The following is a 23,940-nucleotide window of genomic DNA, read 5'->3' on the forward strand; positions in this document are numbered from 1 at the left end:
ACCGTCAGGGACGGAGCACGCACATTTGGACTGGTTGACTTTAAGTGACGCGGAATGGACGGCAATCCGTCTCAGCCTGCGCGTCTCGCTCGTCGCGATGATCGTCAGCCTGCCCTTCGCCATTGCTATCGCCATGCTTCTGGCGCGCGGGCGCTTCTGGGGCAAATCCATCCTCAACGGCTTGGTTCACCTTCCGCTGATCCTGCCGCCGGTCGTGACCGGCTTTCTCCTTCTCGTTCTGTTCGGCAAACGCGGCCCGATCGGCGCATTTCTCGCCGAATATACCGGTATCGTCTTTTCCTTCCGCTGGACCGGCGCTGCCCTTGCCTGCGGCGTGATGGCCTTCCCGCTGATGGTGCGCAGCATTCGCCTCTCGATCGAGGCCGTCGATCGACGGTTGGAACAGGCTGCATCAACACTGGGTGCCGGACCCTTCTGGGTATTCCTGACCGTCACCCTGCCGCTGGTGCTGCCCGGCATCATCGCCGGTATGGTGCTCGCCTTTGCCAAGGCGATGGGCGAATTCGGCGCGACGATTACGTTCGTCTCCAATATTCCGGGTGAAACCCAGACCCTGTCGGCAGCGATCTACACTTTCACCCAGGTTCCCGGTGGCGATGCCGGCGCGTTTCGCCTGACCCTCATTTCCATCGTCATTTCGATGGCCGCGCTGATCGTGTCCGAAATCCTGGCAAATCTTGCCGCAAAGAAAATGGATGCCGCATGAGCCTCAAGGTCGATATCCGTCATCGGCTCGGCGCATTTTCCGTGGAAGCTGCCTTCACCGCGGACAAGGGCGTGACCGCCCTCTTCGGCCGCTCGGGCTCCGGCAAAACATCGCTGATCAATATCATTTCTGGTCTTATACGGCCGGGCGGCGGGCATCTTTCCTTCAATGGAGACGTTCTTTTCGACGGTGACAACCAGATTTTCGTGCCCGCGCATAGGCGCCGCTTCGGTTACGTCTTTCAGGAGGCACGGCTGTTTCCGCACCTGAGCGTGCGACGCAATCTCGGCTACGGCCGGTGGTTTGCCCGCCGCAGCCATGTTGGTGCGGATTTCAACCGGATCGTCGATCTGCTCGGTGTCGGCGCACTGCTGGACCGCGCGCCGGCCAATCTCTCCGGCGGCGAAAAACAGCGCATCGCCATCGGCCGGGCGCTGTTATCCAACCCGCGCCTGTTGCTGATGGACGAGCCCATGGCTGCGCTCGACGAGGAGCGCAAGGCGGAAATTTTACCCTATCTGGAGCGGCTGCGCGACGAAGCGGATATTCCGATCATCTATGTCAGCCACTCGGTGGCAGAAGTCGCCCGGCTGGCGACAAAGGTCATCATCCTGGAAAATGGCCGCATCAGCGCATCTGGCGATGCGGCAACCATTCTCAGCCAGCCCTCCTCGACCATCGACCGCCGCGAGGCCCGTGCTGTCATCGACGGCACTGTCGAGACGACGGACATGGAACACCAGATCACGGTCATCAGGTCCGGAAATGTCGAAATCCGCGTGCCGCAGCTGAATGCCCCCATTGGCAAACACGTCCGGCTGCAGATTGCCGCCCGCGACGTCATGCTGGCAACCAGCCGGCCAGAAGGTCTGAGTGCGCTCAACATTCTGCAGGCCATGATCATCGAGATCGGCGAACCGGCGCAGGGCATGGTCGATGTACGGCTGGATTGCGATGGTGTGACGATCATCTCGGCGGTGACGGTGCTGTCCCGCGACATGCTCGGGCTCAATCCCGGCAAGCCGGTTTACGCGATCATCAAGAGCGTGGCTCTGGATCTCTGATCGCCGGCGCGCTGGCGCTGAGATTGTCCTGCAGCCAGGCCAGCTCCGATGCCAGTGCCGCCTGTGCCTTCTCCTCCATCGCTCGAAACTGACGGATCAGCTCGTCACCGAAAGGCGTCAAAACCGCACCGCCGCCCTGTTTTCCGCCACGCTGCGATTCCACCGCCTCTTGCCTGAACATGCTGTTGAGCGCGCTCACCAAAAGCCAGGCCCGCCGGTAGGACATATCCATGGCCCGGCCCGCAGCGGAGATCGATCCGGTCTCGCGGATATGCTCGAGCAGTTCGATCTTGCCCCGCCCCAGCCGTTCGGAATGTGGAAAATCGACCCGCAAAACAGGGTGGAGACTGCTGGATTTTGTCTGTGTCATGCGGTTCTGCATACCTTGGCTGCTCGGCGAGAGATTATCGCGCCGGCCTGCCGATGTATAGCGCCGCCATCACGCTGGAATGGCTTGCCTCATACCCGCAATCCGGTCTCGCCATCGAACACATGGACATCGGCGGGACGGATCGACACATCGATGATATCGCCGGTTTTCACCGGTCTGCGCGCCGTTTCAACAATCGTCACCTCCGTCGCAGTGGCTGTCGTGATGTAAGTCGCCGAGCCGGTGCTTTCGACAATGCCGACCGGCAGGCGGAAAACACCCTGCCCCGGCTCGACGAAATGCAGATGTTCAGGCCTCAATCCCGCCGTCACCCTGCGGCCCGGCTGTAGCTGCCGGTCGAGCGTGATGGTCTGCCTCTCGCCGACATCGACCGCCAGCGAACGGCCATCCTCGCCGACAACAGCAGGCACGAAATTCATCGCCGGCGAACCGATGAAGCCGGCAACAAACTTGTTGGCCGGCCGGTCGTAAAGTTCGAGCGGTGCGCCCTGCTGCTCGATGACGCCATCCTTCATCACCACGACATGATCGGCCATGGTCATGGCTTCGATCTGGTCATGCGTCACATAAACGGAGGTTGCGCCCAGCCGGTCATGCAGGGTGCGGATTTCCTTGCGCATGTGGACACGCAGCGCGGCGTCGAGGTTGGACAGCGGCTCGTCGAAGAGAAACGCCTTGGGGTGGCGGATGATCGCCCGGCTCATGGCGACACGCTGGCGCTGGCCGCCGGAAAGCTCGCGCGGATAACGGCCGAGAAGCTGGGAGAGCCCGGTCGTTGCCGCAACTTCTTCCGCCGCCTTTTTGGCCTCCGCTTTGGGGACACCGCGAATGCGCAAACTGTAGGTCAGGTTCTGCTCCACCGTCATATGCGGATAAAGCGCATAGGACTGGAACACCATGGCGATATCCCGCTTGCGCGGCGGCACGTTGTTCATCAGCTCACCGGCAATTTTCAGATCGCCCGTCGAGATGCTTTCCAGTCCGGCGAGCGACCGCAACAGCGTGGACTTGCCACAGCCGGACGGACCGACAAGCGCGACGAAGCTGCCCTTCTCGATGCTGAGTTCGATGTTCTTTAGTGCATGGAAGGCACCGTAATATTTATTGACGCCCGAGAGCTCGATCTGCTTGGTCATTTGATGGCTCCCGAAGTAAGGCCGGAGACGATGCGCCGCTGCAGCAGCACGAAGATGGCGAGGATGGGGGTCACATAGATCGTGGCATAGGCCATGATGTTGTTCCATTCATTGGTGTTCGGTCCCATGAACGAGTTGAGGCCAACGCTGGCGGGCTGCAGTTCCACCGCCTGGATGATCGATTTCGAATAGACGAACTCGCCGAAGGCCTGCATGAAGATCAAAATGGCGCTGACAAGGATACCGTTGCGTGCAAGCGGCAGAACGATGTTGAAGAAAGCGCCGACCCGCGAATTGCCGTCAACAAGGGCTGCTTCTTCCAGCTCCTGTGGCACCGCCATGAAGGTGGCGCGCACCAGTACGACAAAGAATGGCATGCTTTTGGCAGCAATGGCGATGATCACCGCCAGGCGCGGATAATTCAGCATTCCCAGCTGCGAGAAACCGACGAAGATCGGCGTGATCATCAGCGACGCCGGTAGCACCTGCAGCATCAGGATCAGGAACAGGCCGATATCGACCCAGACATTCCTGTACCGCGCCAGCACATAGGCACAGCCGACACCGAGCACGGTGATCAGGGTGACCGAGCCGAAGGCGATGACCAGCGAGTTCCACAGATAGCGTCCCATGCCCCGGCTTTCCCAGACGAAGGCGTAGGTGGCCCATTGCGGCTCTGACGGCCAAAAGCTCGGCGGCGTCGCAAACATCTCCGAACCGCTTTTCAAAGCGGTGATGAACATCCAGTAAAGCGGGAACAGATAGATTGCTGCCATGACGATGGCGATCACCAGCATCAGGCGGTTGCGATTGGTATCACTCATCCGCGCACCTCATGACGTGTGGAGCGGACATAGACGACCGAGGCGAACATCACGAAGACGATCATGATGACGGAGATCGTCGCTCCTTTGGCGAAGTCATATTGCCGGAAGGACAGGTCCCACGCCCAGTATTGCGTGACGTTGGACGAATTGTTCGGCCCGCCGGAGGTGATGGCGGCAAAAAGGTCGAATTGCTGCAGCGTGAAGATCAGGCCAAGCGAAACGATGGCGCCGATGGTCGAGCGCATCATCGGCAGGGTGATCGTCCAGAAGCGTTGCCAGGCATTGGCGCCGTCGAGTTCGGCAGCCTCATAGAGATCGCCGGGAATGCTGGCCAGCCCGACGGATAATAGGATCATGTTGAAGGCAGTGCCCAGCCAGATATTGGCGATGATGACCGCATAGAGCGAATAGTTCGGATCGGAGCGCCAGAAAATGTTGCCCGAGATGATGCCGGTTTCCCGCAGCATGAAATTCAACACGCCGAAATCTCCCGACAGGATCCAGTTCCAGATGGCGCCGACGACGAGGCCCGGCATGACCCAGGACACGAGAAACAAGCCGCGCAGCCAGGAAGCCCCGGGGAAATTGACCCAGAAGAACAGCGCCAGCCCAAAGCCGATCAGGAATTGCCCGGCAATCGAACCGGTGACGAAGATCGCGGTATTGCCAAGGATCGGCCATGTCTCCGGTTGAGAAAACAGATCCTGATAGTTCTTGAAGCCGACGAAGGGGCGCAGGAACGTGCCGAGGCTGAACATATCGACTTCCTGAAAGCTCATCAGGATATTGTAGAGCAGCGGCAGACCCGCCATCAGGAACAGAAAACCGAGCGGAAAGGCGACGAGCACGATATCGAAACCGTTGCCATCCCGGATGCTGGAAAGCAGCCTCTTCATGGGGCCTCCGATGCTCCGAACGGGGCTGTCTGGCGCATTGGCGCGAAAGACAACCCCTTCCGGGAGGAAATGATGATGGTACGAACCATCGGCGTTTTTACCTTCTCCCCAACGGGGAGAAGGTGGCCCGAAGGGCCGGATGAGGGGGCGGCACACACTGCCGTTCGGTTATGGCTTTCGTGAAAGCATTCGTCGCTGCCGCTCCTCATCCCCCTCATCTGCCCGTTGGGCATCTTCTCCCCGCTGGGGAGAAGAGGAGCAAATCAGCCCAGCACAGCCTTGATCTTATCGGCCGCCTGATCAAGCGCGTCCTTCGGGCTCGACTGGCCGGTGAGCGCTGCCTGAATGGCATCCTGGATCGCCTTGGAGATCTTCGGCCATTCCGGATGCGGGCCGCGCGGCTTGGCGTATTTCAGCTGTTCGAGGAACACTTGCAGTCCAGCATCCTTCAGCGCCTGGCCGGTTGCCGGGATCGCGATATCGGAGCGGGCCGGAAGCTGGCCGTAATTCTTGAACATCTTGTCATCCTGCGAGGCGAAAAACTCGAGCGCCTTGAAGGCTTCCTCCGGATGCTTGGTCGAGGCGAAGATCGCCCAGTTGAAATCGCCCATGGCAGACGAACGTTCTGCACCTTCCTGCGGAACCGGCAGCAGCGTCACGCCCCAGTCGAATTTCGCTTCCTGCGACATGCGGTCGAGTTCCCACGGACCGGAGATCGCCATGGCGGCATTGCCCGAGTTGAACGTGCCGGTCGAATCCCACTGGCCGCGGGTCAGCGTATCCGGGGAAGCCAGCTTCTCGTCCATGATCGTCTTCCAGACGGTCAATGCCTTTACGGCACCTTCGGAATTGATGTTTTCATAACTACCGCCGCCCATCTGCGCCCAGGGCAGGAACTGGAACGTGCCTTCTTCGTTGGCCTTAGCCGAGAAGGCCAGACCATAAACATTGGCCGCCGGGTCGGTCAGCTTGCGTGCGTCCTCGACAAGCTCGTCCCAGGTCTGCGGCGGCTTGTTCGGATCAAGCCCTTTCGCCTTGAACATGTCCTTGTTGTAGTAGAGCGCGATCGTGTTCGTCGCTTTCGGCACGCCGTAATACTTGCCGTCCCATTCAACCGATTTCAGCGGGCCGGGGAAATAGTTCTCCGGCTTGATCACTGTCGATTTCGAGATCATGTCGGTGAGATCAAGGAAGGCGCCGCGCGACGAAAACAGCGCATGCTCGGGATTGTCGATGGCGATAATATCCGGCGCCTGGCCGGTCGAATAGGCGCGCATCGCCTCGCTCACCACATCATCGAACTGGATCTGGCGGTATTCGATCTGGATACCGTTGTTGAGCTTGTTGAAATCGGCCACCAGATGCGGTGCCGGTTGGATGTCCCGGTCAAGCGACCAGACGGTGAGCTTCACATCTTCCGCCTTGGCGGAAAGGCCGAACATAGAGACGCCTGCCAGCGCCATTGCACCAATGACTGCATATTTGCGGATACCCATGATTTCCTCCTTGTGGTTATCCTGTCGGCCGACATCCTCCATGCCGGCCTTCTTCAGTCCATGTCAGTTCTCTCAAGCCTGCCTGATCAATCAGGCGGGATCGGTGACGAAATCACCGCCCCGGCATGTCTTCAGATAATTGAGGCCGTGCACCTGGCCGGTCATTTCCAGCGCATCGCGATAAACCGGATCGTGCCAGCCTTCGATGTCGATCGAGCCCGACCAGCCGGCAAGGCGTAGTTCCGAGATCACATCCGTCCAGTTGGTGTCGCCAAAGCCCGGCGTGCGCATGAAGACGAATTTTTCCTTGCCGAAAATGCCGTGCTCGCGAATGACATCCCAGCGGATCGTCGCGTCCTTGCCATGCACGTGGAAGATCTTTTTCGCCCATTTGCGGATCTGCGGCAGCGGATCAATGAGATAGACCATCTGGTGGCAAGGCTCCCATTCGAGCCCGATATTATCATCCGGTGTCTCGTTGAACATCAGTTCCCAGGCATCCGGATTGTGGGCGATATTCCAGTCGCCGGTCGCCCAATTGCCATCCATGGCGCAATTCTCAAACGCGATCTTGACGCCCTTGTCGGCGGCACGCTTGGCAAGCTCGCTCCAGACTTCCTTGTAGCGCGGCAGGCTGTCGGTCAGCGGTTTGTTGCGGATACGGCCGGTGAAACCCGCCACGCAAGTGGCGCCGAAATGGTGGGCGTTGTCGATGCAGTCCTTCCAGCCCTGCAGCGTATCGCGGTCGATGTCGGTGGTTTCCAGCGGATTGCCGAACATGCCGAGTGTCGAAATGGTGATATCGCGATCGCCGATCGCCTCGACGCAGCGCTTGCCAAGTTCGGCGAGGTTCTGGCCATTGGTCGTCTGCCAAAAGAACGGCTCGAAGCTTTCGAAGCCCAAGTCTGCCACCTTGCCGATGCGCTCCGCCGCCTTGCCTGCGGATGCGCTGATCATGGTGCCGATACGGATGGATTTTGCCGGATTGCTCATCAAACTGTCCTGTTCTTCATAGGGTCACGCGCTGCCGGGTGCGGGCGCTCTCGATCGCCGCAAACACCATGGCAAGGCTGTTGATATTGTCGCTGCTGACGGTCTCCGGCTTGGCGCCGGTTCGGATGGCGGTGAGGAAGTCGGCGATCACGCTGGCATGGCCATGGGTCTGCGCCTCGTTTGCCGGTTGCGGCACGTCGATAGCCTCGATTGGACGGAAGAAACCTTCCGAACCCGCGATCACGCCCGCCTTGAATTCGTCCGCACCATCCCAGAGCAGCGTGCCCTTGGTGCCAATAATCCGCCACTGGCTTTCCCAGCTGGTATTGGCCCCTTCCGCACACCAGGAGCCGCGATAGGTAAACGTCACGTCATCGGAAAATTCGAAGATCGCGTTGGCCGCCGCGCCATGCGCATACCAGGAACCGCGCGGATTGCTTTCATGGCAATAGACCGCCACCGGCACCTTGTCCGCCACGAAACGGGCGGCGTCGAATGTGTGGATCGCCATGTCGAGAAGCAGCACATTGTCCATCTCTTCGCGGAACCCGCCGAAATGCGCGCCGATGAAGAAGTCGCAATGGATCGCCGTTAGTTCGCCAAGCGCACCGCTTTCCACCAGACGGCGGATGCGGCGAATACCAGAGATGAACCGGCGGTTCTGGACAATGGCGTGAATCTTTCCTGCGGCCTCGGCTTGCGCAATCAACGAACGGCCCGCTTCAATCGACGCTGCCATCGGCTTTTCGCTGAGCACGTGACAGCCATGGGCGAGCGCCGTTCCCACCACATCGTGGCGGGCGGATGGAATGACGACATCGAAGACGATTTCGGCGGAGGTCTTTTGCAAGACATCGCCGAGATCAGAACCGATAACCGCATCCGCCAATCCGAATTCGGCGGCCAGGGCTTTCGCTGCCACCGGATTGACGTCGACCAGCCCGACGACTTCAACCGCCGAGCGAATTTCAGGGGTTTCAGCGATCGCCTTGAGCCAGCCTTTGGCCATAGCTCCGCACCCGCACAGAACTGCACGCAAAATGGGTTTCTCCTCCTTAAAGTCTACGGTTTTCGCTCCTTTTCGGCCACCGTAAACGTTTACGGAACTATGAACGATTTTTGAAACGTGTCAATAGAGAAGCATTGGGCAACCGAAATCACGCGTTGAAAGCAGCTGAAATGACGGGCATACGCAGGCTTGCACAGCATCTGGATATTTCTATCGGCACCGTCTCGCGGGCGCTGAACGGGCGCCCTGACGTCAACGAGGAAACACGCCGCAAGGTTCTCGAAGCAGCGGCAGAACTCGGCTATGTGCCCAATCAATCCGGCCGCAGCCTGCGCCAGGGCACCACCAACATCATCGGCTTCATGATGCAGACCGGCACGGAGATCACCGGCCAGGGTGATACGTTCTTCATGAGTGTATTCGACGGCGTGCAAACGGTGTTTGCCCGCCACCATCTCGATCTGGTTGCCCTGCTCTGCTCATCGGAAGAAGACCCCGACGACTATCTCCGCCGCGTCGTCGCGCGTGGTTTTGCCGATGGCCTCATCCTGTCGGCGACGCAGCGGCACGATCCACGCTTCGAATTTCTCGCCAAACGCAAGATTCCGTTCGTTACGCTCGGACGCAGCCTGACGGATGTCGGCCAGCCCTGGCTCGATCTCGATTTCGAAGGCATGGCGCAAACCTCGATCGACCGCCTGGTGGCCAAGGGTCATCGCCGGATCGCCGTGACAAGGCCGCATGATGATATCAACCTCGGTCATCTCTTCGTCGATCAGAGCGCCCGGGCACTTGCTGCACACGGACTGACGCTCGATCCTGATCTCGTCTTCAACTCGAAGCCGAACGAGGCAGGTGGCTATCATGTCGCCCAGCAATTGCTGGCCATGAAGGACCGGCCGACCGCAATCCTTTTGGTCAATGAAACCATCGCCATAGGCTTCTATCGTGGCATGAGCGAAGCCGGCCTCAAGCCTGGACGCGATATCGCAATCATCGGCCGCCAGAGCCCGCAATCGCATTTCCTCTCGCCAAGCCTGACCGGCTTCACGCTATCGCGCCGCGATCTCGGGATCGCACTGGCGGAAGCGCTCCTTGCGACCATGCCGGCCTTTAGCCATTTCTATCCGGATGCGGAACTCAGGAAGGTCTGGCCGGAAGACCTGGTCGAGGGTGAGAGCGACGCTTTTTCACTGCCCGCCTGAGGCCACGTCGCAGGACCGGCAAGCGGCCAGTCTTTGCGACTTGAACAACGGCAAGATACCGTGCACATCGGAGATAACTTCCTTCGACGCACGGAACCTTCGCCCATGCCCGGCCCCATTCTCGATCGCAGTGAAACCGACCACGCCCTGCCAAAGAAAGCAGACGTCATCATCATCGGCGGCGGCATTATCGGGGTCAGCACGGCGCTATTCCTGGCCGAACGCGGCGTCGATGTCGTGCTGTGCGAAAAGGGCGTACTCGGGGGCGAACAGTCGAGCCGCAACTGGGGCTGGGTCCGTGTCATGGGCCGCGACCGGCGTGAAATTCCGCTGGCGATTGAGGCCCTGAAAATCTGGGATGGGCTGGATGCGCGCGTTGGCGGCAACACCGGATTTCACCGTTCGGGGATTGTCTATATCTCCGAGACCGAGACGGATGTCGCCAATCGCGACGCCTGGTTGAAACTGGCGCAAGCGCACGGCCTCGACACGCGCCAGATCGGCCCCGACGAAACGGCTGCCGTGATGCTGGGCGCCGGGCAACGGTACAAAGGCGCGCTCTACACGCCAAGCGATGGCCGCGCCGAACCGCAAAAGGCGGTACCTGCGATTGCGGCGGGCGCGCGCCGGGCCGGTGCCCGTATCCTGACCAGCTGCGCCGTGCGCGGCATCGAGAAAAGTGCTGGCCGCATCAGCGCCGTCATCACAGAGAAGGGCCGCATCGAAACCTCCGCCGCCGTGCTTGCCGGCGGTGCATGGTCACGGCTGTTCTGCAAGGGACTTGGCATCCGGCTGCCGCAACTGAAAGTGCGCAACTCGGTATTGCGCACCAGCGCAGTCAACCGTGGACCGGACGGCGCGGGCGCAACCGCGTCGTATGCCTATCGCAAACGCCTCGACGGTGGCTACACCATCGCCAACGGCGGTATCAACATGCATGCGCTGGTGCCGGACAGTTTTGCCTTATTCCGGGATTTCCAGCCTGCCAGAAAAGCCGAAGGGGACGCAGTACAACTCGGCCTGAGCGCACAGAGCTGGAATGAACTGTTCGAAATTTCCGCCGTCCCGCTCGACCGGCCCGGCGCATTCGAACATCACCGGATTCTCGATCCGAAACCGGATGGCAAGGCCGCCTTGCGCGCGCTGCAAGCCGCCACGGAAGCGCTGCCGGTGCTGCGCGATGCGAGGGTGGAGCAGATCTGGGCTGGCCTGATCGATGTGACGCCGGACGCCGTGCCGATCATCTCGACATTGGAAGCCATCCCGGGACTGACAATCGCGACAGGATTTTCAGGCCACGGCTTCGGCATCGGCCCAGGCGCCGGCCATCTCTCCGCCGACCTCGTCATGGGCACCACGCCGATCGTTGATCCCGCGCCGTTCCGATTCAGCCGCTTTTCAGATGGCTCCCCGCTTGAGATTGCGCCGCCCGTTTGAGTTGCACGGCACATCCCCAGATGTGAAACATCCCCGGACGCATAGGGCGTCCGGGGATGCGAAGAACGACGGCAAGCTGGCTAAGATCACCCCATGCGCTCGGAGGCATAGGATCCCGGGCTTGCCGGGAAGACGACAGTGCGGTTGCCGTTGATGAAGGTACGGTGGTGGATATGGGCGTGCACGGCGCGCGCCAGAACCTGGCTCTCCACATCGCGGCCGATCGAGACATAGTCCTCGGCCGACTGCGCATGGGTGATGCGGGCGATGTCCTGCTCGATGATCGGGCCTTCGTCGAGATCGGCGGTGNACATCGCGGCCGATCGAGACATAGTCCTCGGCCGACTGCGCATGGGTGATGCGGGCGATGTCCTGCTCGATGATCGGGCCTTCGTCGAGATCGGCGGTGACGTAATGCGCCGTCGCACCAATCAGCTTCACGCCGCGCTCATAGGCTTGCTTGTAGGGGTTGGCGCCCTTGAAGGACGGCAGGAACGAGTGGTGGATGTTGATGATCTGCCCCGACATCTTCTGGCAGATGGCATCCGACAGGATCTGCATGTAGCGGGCAAGCACGATCAGCTCGGTGCCGGTCTGCTCGACCACGTCCATCATCCGGGCTTCCGCCTGCGCCTTGTTGGCCTTGGTCACCGGGATATGATGGAACGGGATATCGTGATTGACGACCACCTTCTGGTAATCGAAATGGTTGGAGACCACGCCGACGATGTCGATCGGCAAAGCGCCGATCTTCCAGCGGTAGAGCAGGTCGTTGAGGCAATGGCCGAAACGCGACACCATCAAAAGCACCTTCATCCGGTGCTCGGAATCACGGATATCGGCTTCCATGCCAAACCGGGTCTTCACCGCCTCGAACCCGGTCTTCAGCTTCTCAAGCGCAGCGCCTTCCTGGCTGATGAAAGTCAGCCGCATGAAGAACAGGCCGGTTTCCATGTCGTCGAACTGCGAACTGTCGGTGATGTAACAGCCTTCGTCGGCCAGATAGCCGGTAATCGCCGCGACAATGCCACGGGTGGATTTGCACGATACGGTCAGAACGTAGCTCTTCATCGGTCTCAGTCTCTCGGTTTGGGTCTTGGCTGGCCCTCCCGGCCCAGCATCGTGGAACGGAAGCTAGCGCGGCGCTGGCCTGCCCGTCCATCCGTTTCGCGACATCGGATAGCAGGAACAGGCCATGCCGTCTCTTCTGATCTTGGAACTTGGCCTGAGGCTCAGATATCGAGCGTCGTCTGCCGCTCCCAATCGGTGAAATGCGAGGCGTAGGCATTCCACTCCTGATGCTTGAGCTTCAGGTAGGCGCTGGAGAAACTCTTGCCAAGCGCCGCCTTCAGCTCCTCGTCCTTGTCGTATTCCCTGAGTGCATCGAGCAGGTTCAGTGGCAGGAGCGGTGCGCCGGTAACGGTGTGGCCTTCCTTGTACATGTCGATGTCCCAATGACGGCCCGGATCGGCATTCTTCCGGATACCGTTCAAGCCCGCTGCGATGATGATCGCCTGCAGAAGATACGGGTTGACCGCGCCATCCGGCAGACGCAATTCGAACCGGCCGGGACCGGGAACGCGGACCATGTGCGTGCGGTTGTTGCCGGTCCATGTCACCGTATTCGGCGCCCAGGTGGCACCGGAAATCGTGCGCGGCGCGTTGATACGCTTGTAGGAGTTGACGGTCGGATTGGTCACTGCAGCAAGTGCCGACGCGTGCTTCATGATACCACCGAGGAAAGTCCTTCCCTGGGCGGACAGACCGAACGGCATTTCCTTGTCGGCAAAGGCATTGGTCTTGCCGTCCAGATCCCAGACGGAGATATGGGCGTGGCAGCCGTTGCCGGTCAGCCCCTTGAAGGGCTTTGGCATGAAGGTGGCGCGAAGGCCGTGTTTTTCGGCGATCGTCTTGACCATGAACTTGAAGAACGAATGCTTGTCGGCAGTCTGCAGAGCATCGTCATATTCCCAGTTCATTTCAAACTGGCCGTTCGCATCCTCATGGTCGTTCTGGTAGGGCTTCCAGCCAAGTTCGAGCATGTAGTCGCAGATTTCGGCGATCACGTCATAGCGGCGCATGATAGCCTGCTGGTCGTAGCAGGGCTTTTCGGCATTATCGAACTCGTCGGAAATCTTGCCGCCATCCGGTGAGATCAGGAAGAATTCCGGCTCGACGCCGGTCTTGACGCGAAGGCCCTCCTTGGCCGCTTCAGCGATCAGGCGTTTCAGCATGACGCGCGGTGCCTGGTCCACCGGCTGGTCTTCCATGACGCAATCGGCGGCGACCCAGGCCACATCCTTCTTCCAGGGGAGCTGGATGACCGAGGACGGATCGGGAAGCGCAAACAGGTCTGGGTGGGCGGGCGTAAGGTCGAGCCAGGTGGCAAACCCGGCAAAACCCGCACCATTCTTCTGCATGTCGGCAATCGCCTCGGCCGGGACGAGCTTCGCCCGCTGGCCACCGAACAGGTCGGTATAACTGATCATGAAATATTTGATGCCACGGTCTTTGGCAAAGCTGGCAAGATCGAGTGTCACTGCGTTCCCCTTTGGATTATTCAGACACTTTTTCGTAAAAAGGCCGCTGCCTGACTTTTAAGATCGGGCAACGGCCGAAGGTATGTTTGGGTCAGAAGCCTCCCTTGCCTGGGATCCAGCTGGTACCGGCCAACGGCACCTGCGCCATGGCCGATGCCTCGAGCGTCAGTGCGACAAGATCCTCCGGCTCCAGATTGTGCAGATGGTTCTTGCCGCAGGCCCGCGCGATCGTCTGGGCCTCCAGCGTCATCACCTTGAGGTAATTGGCGAGACGGCGCCCGGCCGCGACCGGATCGAGGCGCTTGGAAAGCTCCGGGTCCTGCGTCGTGATGCCGGCGGGATCCTTGCCTTCGTGCCAGTCGTCATAGGCACCGGCCGTCGTTCCGAGCTTCTGATATTCCGCTTCCCAGTGTGGATCATTATCGCCGATGGCAACGAGTGCAGCCGTACCGATCGCGACCGCGTCAGCGCCGAGCGCCAGGGCTTTGGCGACGTCTGCGCCGGAACGGATACCGCCCGAGACGATCAGTTGAACCTTGCGGTGCATGCCGAGATCCTGAAGCGCCTGAACGGCCGGGCGGATGCAGGCAAGGATTGGCATGCCGACATTCTCGATGAACACGTCCTGCGTAGCCGCCGTGCCGCCCTGCATGCCATCGAGCACGACGACGTCGGCACCGGCCTTCACCGCAAGAGCAGTATCGTAATAAGGACGCGCACCACCGACCTTCACATAGATCGGCTTTTCCCAATCGGTGATTTCGCGCAGTTCCATGATCTTGATTTCGAGATCGTCCGGGCCGGTCCAGTCCGGATGACGGCAGGCCGAACGCTGGTCAATGCCCTTGGGCAGGTTGCGCATATTGGCGACACGATCGGAAATCTTCTGGCCGAGCAGCATGCCGCCACCGCCGGGCTTGGCGCCCTGGCCGACAACGATCTCGATCGCATCGGCACGGCGCAGGTCCTTCGGGTTCATACCATAGCGCGATGGCAGATACTGGTAGACCAGCGTCTGTGAATGGCCACGCTCCTCGTCGGTCATGCCACCGTCACCAGTGGTCGTCGATGTTCCGGCGATCGTCGCCCCACGGCCAAGCGCTTCCTTGGCATTGCCCGAAAGCGCCCCGAAGCTCATGCCGGCAATGGTGATCGGGGTTTTCAGGACGATCGGCTTCTTGGCATGACGCGCACCGAGCACGACGGACGTGTCGCATTTCTCGCGGTAACCTTCGAGCGGATAGCGAGAGATCGAAGCACCAAGGAACAGGAGGTCGTCGAAATGCGGAACCTTGCGCTTGGTCCCGGCGCCACGAATATCATAAATGCCCGTGGCTGCCGCGCGGCGGATTTCCGCGAGTGTGTAATCGTCGAAAGTCGCTGACTTGCGCGGCGGGGTATAGGGGTTGTGATAGCTCATGTAGGGTTCCCTGCCTTAGTACGCGTCAGCGTTATCGATGTTGAAATTGTAGAGCGTACGGGCGGAGCCATAGCGCTTGAACTCCTGCGGCTTGACGTCGGTAATGCCTGCCTTGTCCAGCAGCTCAGCAAGCTTCTCGATATGCTCGGGGCGCAGCTCCTTCTGAATGCAGTCGGCGCCAAGGCTCTTGACCTCACCGCGCACGAACAGCTTGGCCTCATAGAGCGAATCTCCCAGCGCATCACCCGCATTGCCGAGCACCACCAGATGACCGGACTGGCCCATGAACGCCGACATATGGCCGATATTGCCCTGGACGACGATATCGATGCCCTTCATCGAGATACCGCAGCGCGATGCTGCATTGCCCTTGATGACCAGCAGACCGCCGCGGCCTGTCGCCCCGGCATACTGGCTGGCATCGCCTTCGATGACAACCGTGCCCGACATCATGTTCTCAGCAACACCCGGGCCTGCTGAACCGTGAACAGTGACAGAACCGCCGTCGTTCATGCCGGCACAATAGTAACCAACGCTACCTCGAACCTCGACCGTCACCGGCTGATCGATGCCGACTGCGACGGCATGGCTGCCGCGCGGGTTGACGACTTCGAAGTTCGTATCATTAGTGCCGGGGGCAATCGCATGCAGGGCGCTGTTCAGGTCGCGCAACGGCATTTTGGCAAGGTCGAATACGCGCATCGTTTCCAGACTTTCTCGTTTAACGCTGAGGTCCATGTTTACGCCGCCTTCTCATGATCCCAGAAGTAAACGGTGGCGGGTTCCGGCTCCCAGACACGGGCGTCTTCAATACCCGGCAGGTTGACGAGCGCCCGATATTCGGAACCGAAAGCAATGTACTGGTCGGTTTCCGCCATCACGGCCGGTTTGCAGGCGATCGGGTCGCGCACCACGCCGAAGCCGGACTTGGTGCCGACAACGAAGGTGAAGAACCCGTCGAGGTCATCAAGCGCACTGGTCAGCGCCTGCCCCAGATCCTTGCCCTTGGCCATTTCCGCCGTCAGGTAGGCCGCAGCGACTTCCGTGTCGTTCTGGGTCTCGAAGGTCATGCCTTCGCGCACCAGCTCGCGGCGCAGGTTGTTGTGATTGGAAAGCGAACCGTTATGCACCAGGCACTGATCGGCGCCGGTCGAAAACGGATGCGCGCCGAGCGTGGTCACAGCCGATTCCGTTGCCATGCGGGTGTGGCCGATCCCGTGCGTGCCGCCCATCTGGCGAATGCCGAAGCGGGAAACGACGTCCTTCGGCAGGCCAACTTCCTTGTAGATCTCGACGCTGTCGCCCGAGCCCATGACACGGATACCGGTCCGTTCCTGGGAAAGCAGATCGCGCACGGCCGAAGCCTTGTCTGCGTCGGTTTCGATGACCGCATGGGTGCTTTTCAGCTCTACCGATACACTTGAATCGACAGGCTTCAGCAGCGCCTCGAGACCGGCGAAATCCTGCTTCGGGTCCGATGATTGAACAGTGATTTTGGCCCGGCCCTTGGAGGGCGATCCGTAAATGGCGATGCCCGCGCTATCCGGTCCGCGGTCGGTCATGGTGACCAGCATATCGGACAGCATGGCACCCAATTGCGGCTCCAGACTCTTGTCCTTCAAAAACAATCCGACAATTCCGCACATGGGGACAATCCTTCGTTTCGTTGATGAAAAGATGGATATCAGCTGCCGTTTTGAATTTCAACTGAGAAGAAAGTTATTTTCTTATCAGGCAATATTTTTGAGTATGAAAGGCTTAGATATTGCTGCGCGTCTGCGGATAGGAAATGATCGACAGATAGCGGATCGGCAACTTCACCAGCTCCTCCGGCCCGTGGCGGGCGTCGGCGTCGAAAAACAAGCTATCGCCGGGCTGCATGGTAAAAAGCCGGTCGCCATGGCGATAGACCACTTCACCGACCAGCATGTAGAGAAACTCCATGCCTTCATGCTGGAAAGCCGGGAACGTATCGGAATCTGCCGTCAGCGTGATCAGATAGGGCTCGACCACTACGCCGGCTGTGTTGTTGTCGATATGACCGAGCAGATTGTACTGATGCCCCGCCCGCGTACCCCGGCGCTCCAGTTCGACACCTTCGCCGGCCTTGACGAACACCGCGTTGCGCGGTTCCTCATAACGGCGGAAGAAAGCGGTGACCGGGACGCCAAGCGCCCGCGAAAGAGATTGCAGCGTAGTCAGCGACGGCGAGATATTGCCATTCTCGATCTTCGACAGCATGCCAAGCGAAATGCCGGTGGCGGTCGCAAGGTCGGTCACGGTGATGCCGAGTTTCTTGCGGAAAGCGCGAACCTCGTGGCCGATCGCGATTTCGAGGTTGTTTTCCTTCGGCTCACGCAGCGCGTGCGGATCCTGCAGAAAAGCAGCCTTCAGAGCCGGATGCTCGTCGTCTGTGATCCGGCCAATATCGGTGACTGGCTGCTTTTTCGCCATGCGGTTTCGCCCCCTGCTTGCAAGTCAATCAATCTATCCTGAGAGTGAAATTTTCTCAACCCGGAAGAATATCGCTCAACGGACTGCGGTACCACTAATTTGCCTCTGGGATCGCGGTGGCTCGCCGAACGCGGCGCGGTAGCTGCGGGAAAAATGACCGGCGCTGGAAAATCCGGTCGCAAAAGCGATTTCCGAGATCGAAAGCGGGCTCTGTTGCAGCAGGCGGCGGGCATGATCGAGCCGTAGCTTGCGGTATTCCAGAAGAAAGGACGATCCCATCTGGCTCGAGAACAACCGGTCAAGATGACGCGGCGACAGGCCCGCCAAAGCCGCCATGGTCTGGCGATCGAGCGGGGCCTCGATTGTCGCTTCCATCTTTTCAAGCACTGCGAGCAAACCCGGGTGATTGACACGGTAGCGCTCTGCCAGCGATGCCCGCTGCGGCGCGCCGGAGCTTTCCACGTGGGTGTGCAGATACCAGTCGCTGACCCGGCGGGCGAAATCCGATCCCATGCGCTCCGCGATGAGTGCATGCATCATGTCGAGCGGCGCTACGCCGCCGCCGCAGGTGATACGGTTGCCGTCAAGCACATACCGCGCCTGACGTGGCGCAAGCGCCGGAAAGGCCTCCATCAATGCGGGGGCATGCTCCCAGTGGATCGTAAAATCCCGATCCTCCAGCAAGCCGGCTTCTGCCATCAGGTATGGACCGCCGGAAATCCCGCCGATGCGCACGCCGTCGCGGGCAAGCTGGCGCAGGCAGGCCAGCACCGGTGGCACATCCCAGTCAACCGGTGTACCGCCCGCGCAGACAAAGACAGTATGGAAACCCGAACCCCGTGACGGCAGGAGCGTTGCAGGAACCGGAATGCCCGATGAGGTCATGCCGGCGCTGCCTTCAGCAACATGCGCCGAAAGCGCATAAATATCCCGGCCGGCCAAAAGGTTTGCGGCACGCAGCGGCTCGACCGCCGAGGCATAGGACATCAGGGCAAATCCCGGAACGAGGATAAAGCCGACCTTTTGAACGTTTTTCAGGTCATCTGGTGCCATGTCCGAATTATGACTGAAAACGTCTCTTTACTGCAAGTACCCAAATGCAATCCTGTCATGATCGGCGCGGTTCACCGGGATTCATTTGCCATGCGCTACTCTGCCTTTTCCGTTTTTCTGAATGCCCTGCGCGGCAACAAAGGCTGGAGGCCAGCATGGCGCAGTCCGGTTCCGAAGAACCATTATGACGTTGTTATCATCGGCGGTGGCGGACATGGCCTTGCGACGGCCTATTACCTCGCCAAGGAGTTCGGCGTCACCAATGTGGCCGTGCTGGAAAAAGGCTATATCGGCTCCGGCAATGTCGGCCGCAACACCACGATCATCCGCTCCAACTATCTGCTGCAGGGCAACAACCCGTTTTACGAACTGTCGATGAAGCTCTGGGAGGGGCTGGAGCAGGATTTCAATTTCAACGCCATGGTCTCGCAGCGCGGCGTGCTGAACCTTTATCATTCCGACGCCCAGCGCGATGCCTATACGCGGCGCGGTAATGCGATGCGGCTGCACGGCGTCGATGCCGACCTGCTCGATCGAAACGCCGTGCGCCAGATGCTGCCCTTCCTCGATTTCGACAATGCCCGCTTCCCGATCCAGGGTGCCTTGATGCAGAAGCGCGGCGGCACCGTGCGCCATGACGCCGTTGCCTGGGGCTATGCCCGTGGCGCTGATATGCGCGGCGTCGATATTATCCAGAATTGCGAAGTCACCGGCATCCGCCGCGAAAACGGCCGCGTCGTGGGCGTCGAGACCAGTCAGGGCTTTATCGGTTGCGGCAAGCTGGCGTTGGCTGCCGCCGGCAACTCCACCACCGTCGCTGATATGGTCGACATGAAGCTACCGATCGAAAGCCACGTGCTGCAGGCCTTCGTCTCGGAAGGGCTGAAGCCCTTTATCGACAATGTCGTCACCTTCGGTGCGGGGCATTTCTACGTCTCCCAGTCTGACAAAGGCGGCCTGGTCTTCGGTGGCGATATCGATGGCTACAATTCCTATGCCCAGCGCGGCAATCTCGCGACAGTGGAACATGTCGCCGAAGCCGGTGTTGCGATGATCCCGGCCCTGTCGCGTGTCCGGGTTCTGCGCTCCTGGGGTGGCGTGATGGACATGAGCATGGACGGCTCGCCGATCATCGACCGCACGCATATCGACAATCTCTATCTGAACGCCGGCTGGTGTTACGGCGGCTTTAAGGCCACGCCCGCCTCCGGCTTCTGCTACGCCCATCTGATCGCCAGGAACGAGCCGCATGAAACAGGACGCGCCTTCCGGCTCGACCGGTTCGCACGCGGCCGGATGATCGATGAAAAGGGCGTCGGCTCGCAACCCAATCTGCATTGAGGACTTCACATGGCCAGCCTGATCGCCTGCCCCCATTGCGGGCCGCGCCCCAAGGAAGAATTCACCGTCAAGGGTGACGCCGCAATCGTCCGCCCGGCACCCGATGCCGGCGAGGATGCCTGGTATGCCTATGTCTACCTGCGCGACAATCCGCGCGGCCGTCACAAGGAATATTGGCATCACACCTCCGGCTGCCGCCGCTGGCTTGTGGTCGAGCGCGATACGATGACCCACATTGTCTATGCCATTACCGATGCCAGTGCTCCGGGAGAGACCGCATGAGTTCCTATCGTCTCCCCAAAGGCGGCCGCATCGACCGCGCCAAGCCACTCGATTTCACCTTCGACGGCAAACCGATGCAGGGTTTTGCTGGTGACACGCTGGCCTCGGCGTTGCTGGCCAATGGCCGCCAGCTCGTTGGCCGCAGCTTCAAGTATCACCGTCCACGCGGTATCCTGACCGCGGGTGCCGCCGAGCCGAATGCCCTGGTGACGATCGGCGAAGGCGGACGCACCGAAGCCAATACCCGCGCCACGCTCGTCGAGCTCTATCGCGGCCTGACGGCGAAAAGCCAGAACCGCTGGCCTTCGGTCGATTTCGATCTTGGCGCCGTCAACAGCCTGCTCTCGCCCTTCCTCGGTGCCGGGTTCTATTACAAGACCTTCATGTGGCCGGCAGCGTTCTGGGAAAAGGTCTATGAGCCGATCATCCGCAAGGCCGCGGGCCTTGGCCGCGCCACCTATCAGCCCGATCCCGACACCTACGAAAAATGCTGGGCGCATTGCGACCTACTGGTCATTGGCGCCGGCCCTGCGGGGTTGGCCGCTGCGCTGACGGCTGGCCGCGCCGGTGCCCGCGTCATCCTTGCCGACGAAGGTTTTGAGCCGGGCGGTTCGCTGCTTTCCGAAACGGCGCCGGTCGGCGGAAAATCTGCGACCGATCTGCTGACAAAGACGCTTGCCGAACTGGCGGACCTGCCCAATGTCCGTATTTTCTCCCGCACGACCGTGTTTGGCTGGTACGATGGCAATGTCTTCGGCGCCGTCGAAAGCGTGCAGAAAAACACGGCCACGGTGGACCCGAACCGGCCAGTCGAGCGCATCTGGCGTATCGCCGCCAGAGAGGCAATCCTCGCCTCCGGCGCTGAAGAACGGCCGCTAGTATTCGGCGGCAACGATATTCCCGGCGTCATGATGGCGGGCGCTATGCGCTCCTATCTCAATCGCCAAGCCATCGCACCCGGAAAAAGCACGGTCCTCTTTACCAACGATGCCTCCGGTTACGCGACCGCTGCCGATCTGGAAGCGGCCGGCCTCGATGTCGCGGCCATTGTCGATAGCCGCCCGGATGCGGCACGCACCTGGTCCGGCAAGGCACGTATTCTCGCAGGCACTGTGGTCGATGCCAATGGCGGCAAGAACCTCAAGGACGTGACCGTCCTCAACAACGGCCGGACCGAAACCATCGAGGCAGACGCGCTCGGCATGTCCGGCGGCTGGAGCCCCATCATCCATCTTGCCTGCCATCGCGGTGCAAAGCCGGTCTGGTCGGATGCCAAAGCCGCATTTCTTGCACCGGAGAAGCAGGAGGGCCTGACCATCGCCGGGGCCGCCGCAGGCATCGGCAGTGTCGAAGCCTGCCTTGCAGACGGCGCCGGTAAAGCGGTGTCTGTCCTGCAGACACTCGGCTTCTCGAATGCAACGGCCGCTTTCGCCGCGGCAGCCGACACGGCAACCATTTCGAAACCGCTCTGGCGCATCCACGGATCGAAGGGCAAGGCATTCGTCGATTACCAGAACGACGTCCACCTCAAGGATCTCGGCCTGGCCGTCAACGAAGGCTATGGCCATGTCGAGCTTGCCAAGCGCTACACCACCAACGGCATGGCGACCGATCAGGGCAAGCTGTCGAACATCAACGCCATCGGCATTCTCGCCGAAGCGCGCAAGGTATCGCCCGCCGATGTCGGCACGACGACCTTCCGCCCTTTCTATACGCCGCTCTCCTTCGGTGCGCTGACCGGCGCTTCCAAGGGCAAGCACTTCCAGCCGGTGCGCAAATCGCCACTGCACGATTGGGCCAAAAAGAACGGCGCGGTCTTCGTCGAAACCGGCCTCTGGTATCGCTCCTCCTGGTTCCCGAAATCAGGCGAAACGACTTGGCGCGAGAGCGTCGATCGCGAAGTGCTGAATGTTCGTAAGAATGCGGGCATCTGCGATGTCTCGACCCTCGGCAAAATCGAAATCTTCGGCAAGGACGCAGCAGAATTCCTCAATCGGGTCTATTGCAACGCTTTCCTTAAGCTGCCGGTCAGCAAGGCGCGTTACGGCCTGATGTTGCGCGAGGATGGCATGATCTACGACGACGGCACGACCAGCCGGCTGAGCGAAACCCATTTCTTCATGACGACGACCACGGCCTATGCGGCCGGAGTCATGAACCATCTGGAATTCTGCGCCCAGGCGCTATGGCCCGATCTCGACGTCCAGTTCTCGTCTTCGACCGATCAATGGGCGCAGATTGCCGTTGCCGGGCCAAAGTCTCGCCTGATCCTGCAGACACTGGTGGATGAGGATATTTCCGATGCAGCCTTCCCATTCCTAGGCGCCAAGGAGGTGTCACTCTGCGGCGGCAAGCTGACCGGCCGCCTGTTCCGCATTTCCTTCTCCGGCGAACTGGCCTACGAACTGGCGGTTCCTGCCGGCTATGGCGAAGCGGTCGCCGATGCCATCATGGAAGCAGGCGCGCCGCACGGCATCTGCCCCTATGGGGTCGAGGCACTCGGCGTCATGCGCATAGAGAAGGGCCATGTCACCCATTCCGAAATCAACGGCACCGTCATTCCCTCCGATCTCGGCTTTGCCAAGATGGTCTCCACAACCAAGCCGGACTTCATCGGCAAGGCGATGCTGTCACGCGAAGGCATGACCGCGGATGACCGGCTCTCGCTCGTCGGCGTCAAGCCGCTCGATCCGGCGACAACCTTCAAGACGGGCTCCCATATCCTGTCGGACGGCGCCGTTCCGTCGCTCGACAACGATCAGGGTTATGTTTCCTCCAGCTGCTACTCGCCGAATCTTGGCTCGACCATCGGCCTGGCTCTGGTCAAACATGGCCCCACGCGTCACGGCGAACATGTCACCGTCTGGAACGACCTCAAAAACGAATACACCAAGGCCGTGCTGTGCAGCCCGGTTTTCTTTGATCCGGAAAACGGAAAGCTCCATGGCTGATTTTGCGCTCCTCCATCGCCCTGCCCTCGCCAACGCCAAGTCCGGCTCGTTTGGCGCACCATCCTCCAACGGGCGGATTACGATGACAGCCTTGCCGGAAGGACATGTTCTGCATGTTCTGGCCACGCGCGGCAGCGGTGATCTGACAGGGCTCATTCCCCGGATTGGCGACGGCAGCACGTATGCCGTGCGCCCGTATGGTCCTGGACAATGGTTCGTCATCGGTGACGCGCCTCTTTCGGCGGCGGAGATTTTCGGCAAGACACCGGTCCTGGATGGCAAGGCGTCCATTTCCGATCAAGGCCACGGTCGCGTCCGGATCGGCATCAGTGGCACGCCGGTGGAGGCGGTGCTTGCCAAGGGAACAGCGGTCGATCTCGCCGTGTCGAATTTCCCGGTTGGCCATTCGGCAATGACCCTGATCGGTCATATTTCGGCACTCATTTCCCGGACGGGACCGGAAAGCTTCGAGCTTCTTGTGCTGCGCGGCTTCGCCGAAAGCCTCTGGGATGAACTCATCGAGATGGGCCTTGAATTCGGCGTGGATGCAAAAACGGCACGTTAGAGCAACTGTCTCGTAAAGCAGCACTTTCCGTCCAATTTTCCGATTGTCTCAGCGCAAAGCATCGTCCATGCTTGTCGTGTTCGTGAAGTGAGACGCAGGCGGCCTGCCGTGCATTCCATTCGCGGATTTTGATTTTTGCAGGAGGATAGCGCC

The 23,940-nt window shown here is 60.4% G+C and carries 21 protein-coding genes and 2 pseudogenes; 8 read left to right on the forward strand and 15 right to left on the reverse strand.

What is annotated here, in order from left to right:
• The first annotated feature begins 25 nt into the window (after positions 1-25).
• Complete coding sequence (modB, locus tag ASC96_RS10925; protein WP_060503072.1) at positions 26-727, forward strand: molybdate ABC transporter permease subunit; 702 nt, start codon at positions 26-28, stop codon at positions 725-727.
• Entirely contained in the window at positions 724-1,791 is a 1,068-nt protein-coding gene (modC, locus tag ASC96_RS10930; protein WP_060503073.1) for a molybdenum ABC transporter ATP-binding protein, read from the forward strand. Before modB ends, modC begins: the two co-directional genes overlap by 4 nt.
• On the opposite strand, the gene ASC96_RS10935 is transcribed toward modC, so the two are convergent.
• From ASC96_RS10935 to ASC96_RS10970, 7 genes are all read right to left on the reverse strand, one after another.
• Positions 1,766-2,161: a winged helix-turn-helix domain-containing protein gene (locus ASC96_RS10935; protein WP_060503074.1), complete on the reverse strand. Its 396-nt coding sequence runs from the start codon at positions 2,159-2,161 to the stop codon at positions 1,766-1,768. The genes modC and ASC96_RS10935 overlap by 26 nt on opposite strands.
• A gap of 89 nt (positions 2,162-2,250) precedes the next feature.
• Positions 2,251-3,318 carry a sn-glycerol-3-phosphate ABC transporter ATP-binding protein UgpC gene (gene ugpC / locus ASC96_RS10940; RefSeq protein WP_060503075.1) on the reverse strand — a complete coding sequence of 356 codons (1,068 nt, stop codon included), beginning with the start codon at positions 3,316-3,318 and terminating at the stop codon, positions 2,251-2,253.
• Positions 3,315-4,142: a carbohydrate ABC transporter permease gene (locus ASC96_RS10945; RefSeq protein WP_060503076.1), complete on the reverse strand. Its 828-nt coding sequence runs from the start codon at positions 4,140-4,142 to the stop codon at positions 3,315-3,317. The genes ugpC and ASC96_RS10945 overlap by 4 nt, the downstream gene beginning before the upstream one ends.
• Positions 4,139-5,041, reverse strand: a complete 903-nt coding sequence (locus tag ASC96_RS10950; protein WP_060503077.1) for a sugar ABC transporter permease — start codon at positions 5,039-5,041, stop codon at positions 4,139-4,141. Before ASC96_RS10950 ends, ASC96_RS10945 begins: the two co-directional genes overlap by 4 nt.
• A gap of 263 nt (positions 5,042-5,304) precedes the next feature.
• A complete protein-coding gene (locus ASC96_RS10960; protein ID WP_060503162.1) occupies positions 5,305-6,537 on the reverse strand; it encodes a sugar ABC transporter substrate-binding protein in 1,233 nt (410 codons plus the stop codon).
• Positions 6,538-6,627: 90 nt separating this feature from the next.
• Positions 6,628-7,530 (reverse strand): sugar phosphate isomerase/epimerase, encoded by a 903-nt coding sequence (locus ASC96_RS10965; protein WP_060503079.1) that lies wholly within the window; start codon positions 7,528-7,530, stop codon positions 6,628-6,630.
• A gap of 16 nt (positions 7,531-7,546) precedes the next feature.
• Positions 7,547-8,572: a Gfo/Idh/MocA family oxidoreductase gene (locus tag ASC96_RS10970; RefSeq protein WP_277995994.1), complete on the reverse strand. Its 1,026-nt coding sequence runs from the start codon at positions 8,570-8,572 to the stop codon at positions 7,547-7,549.
• 137 nt (positions 8,573-8,709) lie between these two features.
• Between ASC96_RS10970 and ASC96_RS10975 the strand changes: the two genes are divergently transcribed.
• Both ASC96_RS10975 and ASC96_RS10980 read left to right on the forward strand, forming a co-directional pair.
• The gene (locus tag ASC96_RS10975) at positions 8,710-9,744 is read left to right on the forward strand and encodes a LacI family DNA-binding transcriptional regulator (protein WP_060503081.1); all 1,035 of its coding nucleotides are present in this window, start codon (positions 8,710-8,712) and stop codon (positions 9,742-9,744) included.
• Positions 9,745-9,849: 105 nt separating this feature from the next.
• Complete coding sequence (locus ASC96_RS10980; protein WP_060503082.1) at positions 9,850-11,181, forward strand: FAD-binding oxidoreductase; 1,332 nt, start codon at positions 9,850-9,852, stop codon at positions 11,179-11,181.
• Between the two features lie 86 nt (positions 11,182-11,267).
• On the opposite strand, the pseudogene purU (ASC96_RS33750) reads toward ASC96_RS10980, so the two are convergent.
• The 8 genes and pseudogenes from purU (ASC96_RS33750) to ASC96_RS11015 form a co-directional block, all read right to left on the reverse strand.
• Positions 11,268-11,490: pseudogene (purU, locus tag ASC96_RS33750) on the reverse strand (formyltetrahydrofolate deformylase); the annotation flags it as partial.
• 1 nt (position 11,491) lies between these two features.
• Positions 11,492-12,252, reverse strand: a pseudogene (purU, locus tag ASC96_RS10985) (formyltetrahydrofolate deformylase); the annotation flags it as partial.
• Between the two features lie 161 nt (positions 12,253-12,413).
• Positions 12,414-13,721, reverse strand: coding sequence for a type III glutamate--ammonia ligase (gene glnT, locus ASC96_RS10990; RefSeq protein ID WP_060503083.1), 1,308 nt, complete (start codon positions 13,719-13,721; stop codon positions 12,414-12,416).
• A 91-nt stretch (positions 13,722-13,812) separates the two neighbouring features.
• Entirely contained in the window at positions 13,813-15,141 is a 1,329-nt protein-coding gene (locus tag ASC96_RS10995; RefSeq protein WP_060503084.1) for an FMN-binding glutamate synthase family protein, read from the reverse strand.
• 15 nt (positions 15,142-15,156) lie between these two features.
• Positions 15,157-15,843 (reverse strand): GXGXG domain-containing protein, encoded by a 687-nt coding sequence (locus ASC96_RS11000; protein WP_060503163.1) that lies wholly within the window; start codon positions 15,841-15,843, stop codon positions 15,157-15,159.
• Positions 15,844-15,881: 38 nt separating this feature from the next.
• On the reverse strand, positions 15,882-16,787 hold the full coding sequence (locus tag ASC96_RS11005) for a glutamine amidotransferase family protein (RefSeq protein WP_060503085.1): 906 nt from the start codon (positions 16,785-16,787) through the stop codon (positions 15,882-15,884).
• Between the two features lie 112 nt (positions 16,788-16,899).
• The gene (locus ASC96_RS11010) at positions 16,900-17,595 is read right to left on the reverse strand and encodes an XRE family transcriptional regulator (protein WP_060503086.1); all 696 of its coding nucleotides are present in this window, start codon (positions 17,593-17,595) and stop codon (positions 16,900-16,902) included.
• Positions 17,596-17,670: 75 nt separating this feature from the next.
• The gene (locus tag ASC96_RS11015) at positions 17,671-18,648 is read right to left on the reverse strand and encodes a GlxA family transcriptional regulator (protein WP_060503087.1); all 978 of its coding nucleotides are present in this window, start codon (positions 18,646-18,648) and stop codon (positions 17,671-17,673) included.
• A gap of 90 nt (positions 18,649-18,738) precedes the next feature.
• On the opposite strand from ASC96_RS11015, the gene ASC96_RS11020 reads away from it, so the two are divergent.
• Genes ASC96_RS11020 through ASC96_RS11035 form a run of 4 tightly spaced genes read left to right on the forward strand, consistent with a single transcriptional unit; the run spans position 18,739 to position 23,787 of the window.
• Positions 18,739-19,989, forward strand: coding sequence for a sarcosine oxidase subunit beta family protein (locus tag ASC96_RS11020; RefSeq protein WP_060503164.1), 1,251 nt, complete (start codon positions 18,739-18,741; stop codon positions 19,987-19,989).
• Positions 19,990-19,998: 9 nt separating this feature from the next.
• Positions 19,999-20,271: a sarcosine oxidase subunit delta gene (locus tag ASC96_RS11025; RefSeq protein WP_060503088.1), complete on the forward strand. Its 273-nt coding sequence runs from the start codon at positions 19,999-20,001 to the stop codon at positions 20,269-20,271.
• Positions 20,268-23,222, forward strand: a complete 2,955-nt coding sequence (locus ASC96_RS11030) for a sarcosine oxidase subunit alpha family protein (protein ID WP_060503089.1) — start codon at positions 20,268-20,270, stop codon at positions 23,220-23,222. Before ASC96_RS11025 ends, ASC96_RS11030 begins: the two co-directional genes overlap by 4 nt.
• On the forward strand, positions 23,215-23,787 hold the full coding sequence (locus ASC96_RS11035; RefSeq protein WP_060503090.1) for a sarcosine oxidase subunit gamma family protein: 573 nt from the start codon (positions 23,215-23,217) through the stop codon (positions 23,785-23,787). Before ASC96_RS11030 ends, ASC96_RS11035 begins: the two co-directional genes overlap by 8 nt.
• Positions 23,788-23,940 lie beyond the last annotated feature (153 nt).

Origin of the sequence: Rhizobium sp. Root1204 (assembly GCF_001424965.1) — a bacterium.
GTDB lineage: Bacteria > Pseudomonadota > Alphaproteobacteria > Rhizobiales > Rhizobiaceae > Pararhizobium.